This is a genomic window from Hydrogenophaga sp. (assembly GCF_022844385.1).
In the GTDB taxonomy this organism is placed as follows: domain Bacteria; phylum Pseudomonadota; class Gammaproteobacteria; order Burkholderiales; family Burkholderiaceae_C; genus Hydrogenophaga.
Window position 1 is genome coordinate 1 of record NZ_JALHLX010000219.1, and the last position, 3,422, is coordinate 3,422.

3 protein-coding genes and 1 pseudogene are annotated in these 3,422 nt (G+C 61.6%); all 4 read right to left on the reverse strand.

Going from position 1 to position 3,422, the window contains the following annotated elements; translation table 11 throughout:
* Positions 1–510 (reverse strand): hypothetical protein (locus Q0C59_RS19260; RefSeq protein ID WP_291218618.1); only part of this gene is annotated, 510 nt, incomplete at its 3' end.
* A gap of 131 nt (positions 511–641) precedes the next feature.
* Positions 642–1,661, reverse strand: coding sequence for a nucleotidyltransferase domain-containing protein (locus tag Q0C59_RS19265; RefSeq protein WP_291218620.1), 1,020 nt, complete (start codon positions 1,659–1,661; stop codon positions 642–644).
* 164 nt (positions 1,662–1,825) lie between these two features.
* Positions 1,826–3,001: an ABC transporter substrate-binding protein gene (locus tag Q0C59_RS19270; protein WP_291218622.1), complete on the reverse strand. Its 1,176-nt coding sequence runs from the start codon at positions 2,999–3,001 to the stop codon at positions 1,826–1,828.
* Positions 3,002–3,050: 49 nt separating this feature from the next.
* Positions 3,051–3,422, reverse strand: a pseudogene (locus Q0C59_RS19275) (long-chain fatty acid--CoA ligase); the annotation flags it as partial.

Below are 3,422 nucleotides of genomic sequence, written 5' to 3' on the forward strand. Positions count from 1 at the left end.
GCTCTGGGCCAGCAGGGGCTGAGCGCGCAGGGCCAGGTCGGCGAAGGCGTGTTGGGCGTGGGCCTGGGCTTCTTCGTTCAGCGTGGTCTGGCCGATGTTGCGGGTGGCGTCCAGGCCGGCGGGGCGGGCCAGGGCGCGCAGGGTGAGCACGGCAAAGCTCTGCGCCACGCCATACAAACCCAGGCGCGCGCCGGCCAGGTGGGCGCTCAGGGCATGCCCGTAGCGGCCTTTTTCGGCGTCTGCTTGCTCGATGCTGTCCAACGCAAACTTGCGCACGCCGGGGCGTTTGCCGGTCTGCACCACCAGCAACGACTGGCTGGTCACCACCCAGATGGTGCGGCCCATGCCGACCGCGCGGCCGGTGGCGAACGCGGTGATGCGTTCGTCCCGGTTGAGGTGGTTGCGCAGCAGGTCCACGTCGGCGTGGCGCAGCAGCTGCATGGCGTGGGGGTTGTCGCCTTCGATCAGGATCTCCAGCTGTTCGTTGTAGTTGCGGAAGAAGTCGAGCATGGGGTGTTTCTAGTGCACGGGCGAAATGGCTTGGGCCGAGACCATCGCTGTTTTCGCGCAGGTTTGCCCGCCTGGGGTTTCACCGGGAATTCAGGGCATTGCCTTGCCGAGGCGCGCGGCTTTGTACCGGGCTAAGCGAGCGCGCTGGTGTCCATGTCGGGGTGTCGCTTGCGCAGGGCTTTCAGGCCCTCAGCGGCTCGGCGTTGCCAGCCCGGGCCTCGCTTGATGAGATCCAGCCAGGTCTCGTTCAACAGGTCGGCGTCGTTCTCGGCCAGGTATTCAATGAGGGATGCGGCCTGGTCGAGGTCTTTGGTGGCTTTCACCCGCATGTCTGGCGGGCGCTCTCCGTACACCAGCAGTTTGTGCAGGGCGTATTTCTCAGGGGGCGGCGCGTTCACCGTGATGGCGCCGCGCTGCGCGAGCAGCGTCACCTGAATGGGCGCCTCCATGGAGAACTCCATGAACTTCAAGGGCTGCATGGTGGCGTTCAAAGCCTTGATCAACACCGGCGTGTCGCCGCCCCGGTGGGTGGAAGTCACAAAGTCGATCTGCAAATCCTGTTCGTCGGACTTGATATAGGTGGTGAGGCTGCTCACTGGAACGAAGCCCATCTTGAGGGCCTCGATCTCGCTGCCCATGTCCATGGTCACGTCCGATGGAATGGCCACAGAGACATTGCGCCTCGCGTGTGCGAAGTCAAGGTCGACGGTTTGCGCGCCTGAATGCCAGCGCACACCCAGGTAGTTCTGGTACGCCATGTACACATGTGTGCCCACCAAGATGCCGCCTGCATTGAAGAAGCCGGCATCGGCAAGGCGCTCGATGATCTTGGCGTGCGATGGAACGATGGCCGGGCAGCCTGCTGCAATGGCCTGCCGAGTCAACTGCCGCAGGTGGGTTTTGGATTCATCGCCCTGGCGGTGCAGCTCGATCATGGCGGTCAGCTCGTCGCTGTCCGTGCCCAGGAAAATCTGTTTTTGTTTGCCCGTGAGGTCGGCGGTCTGGTAGTACCAGTAGTGGTGACCTTTGACGGATTTTCGGGAGAAGCTGCCCGGCAGTGACGCCACCGTACGCACGCCGTCGAGCATGCTCGCGCTTCTCACGGCGGCGTATGCGGTTTGGGCTGCGGTGGAGAGTGGCGTGTACAGCATGGTCGTTATACTGAGAAAAATCAAAGTCAGTATAACCAGGTGTTTGATGGGTTGAAAGTCCGGAAACGCACCCGCGAAAAAAAACCGCCAGCACACAAGGTGTTGGCGGCTGCACGCATGGCCTGCCGAAGCAGGCAACGTGTTATTCAGCGGTCAGGCGGGGCTTACTTGGCGCCGTCGATCTTCATGTATTCAGACACCACTTTCCAGCGGTTGTCCTGCAGCTGCGAGAGGCGGGTCGAATTGCTGCCCAGGCGCTTGGTGGGGCCAAAGGTCATTTCGGCGCTGCCAAAGATGTCCGGTGGAATGGTCATGGTGTCCATGGCCTTGATGAAGCTCTCGGTGGTCAGGTTGTTGCCGGCCTTGCCCGCAGCGCGCAGGAAGGTGTCCACCAGCGAATAGCCGTAGACCGAGAACACGGTCGGGTCTTCGTTGAACTTGGTCTTGTACTTGTTGGCCCAGAAACGGATGGGTTGCGAGGCTTCGTCGGTGTAGGGGTTCTGCACCGTCATGGTGGCGTAGAAGCCGTTCATGGCCGGGCCACCGAGCTTGTGGATCAGGTCGGTGTAGGCGGCGCTGGAGCCGATGAAGGTGGGGTTGAAGCCCAGGCGCTTGGCCGTGGCAATGCCGCCAATGGTCTCGCGGATGATGGTGCCCATCACGACCATGTCGCACTGCTCGGAAGCCAGCTTCTGCATCTGCGACGAGAAGTCGGTGGCGCCGCGCTTGTAGCTGGTTTCCACCGCGAGCGTCATGCCGGCGGCTTTCAGGCCGTCTTCAGCACCGCGCTTCACCTCCAGGCCGAACTCGTCGTCCTGGTACATGGCGCAGACCTTCTTGGATCCCTTCTCTTTCGCCAGCTTGGGCACGGCGATCTTCATCTGGTCGTAGTAGGTGGCGGCAAAGCTGTACTTGAGCTTGTGGAAGGGCTCGTACATTTCGCGCGCCGCCGTCACCGGGAAGAAGTTGATGACGTTCTTCTGGAACTGCACGGGCATGGCGGCCATGTTTTGTGCGGTGCCGATGTGGCCGACCATGGCAAAGATCTTGTCCTGGTTCACCAGCTTCTGCGCGGCCAGCACGGCGCGGCGCGGGTCGTAGGCCGAGTCTTCCACCACCAGCTTGATCTTGCGGCCGTTGATGCCGCCTTGCTCGTTGACCTCGTCCACCCGCAGCATCATGCCCAGGCGCACCTGCTTGCCGAAGCCGGCAATGGGGCCCGAGAGGTCTTGAATCGAGCCGAGCACGATCTCGTCTTTGCTCACGCCTTGCGATTGCGCGAAGGCCGCGCTGCTGCCCGCGGCAAGCAGGGCGGCAACCAGTGTCAGTCGGGTTTTCATCTCTTGTGTCTCCTGGGGTGGTGGTCGGGTGAGGGTGGTGGTGAACGGGTCAGCTGTACATGGCGTTGATCTGCGGCTCGTACTTGGTTTGCACCAGCTTGCGTTTGAGCTTCATGGTGGGGGTGAGTTCTTCGTCTTCGGCGCTCAGTTGTGTGTCGAGCAAGAAGAACTTCTTGATCTGTTCCACCCGGGCAAACTTTTTGTTCACACGATCGATCTCGGTCTGGATCAGCGCTTGCACTTCGGGCGCCTTGGTGAGGCTGGCGTAGTTGGAAAACGGCACGTCGTTGTCCTGCGCATATTTCTCCACGTTCTCCTGGTCGATCATGATGATCACGGTGAGGTAGGGCTTCTTGTCGCCGATCACCACGGCGTCCGTCACATACGGCGAAAACTTGAGTTCGTTCTCGAGTTCGCTCGG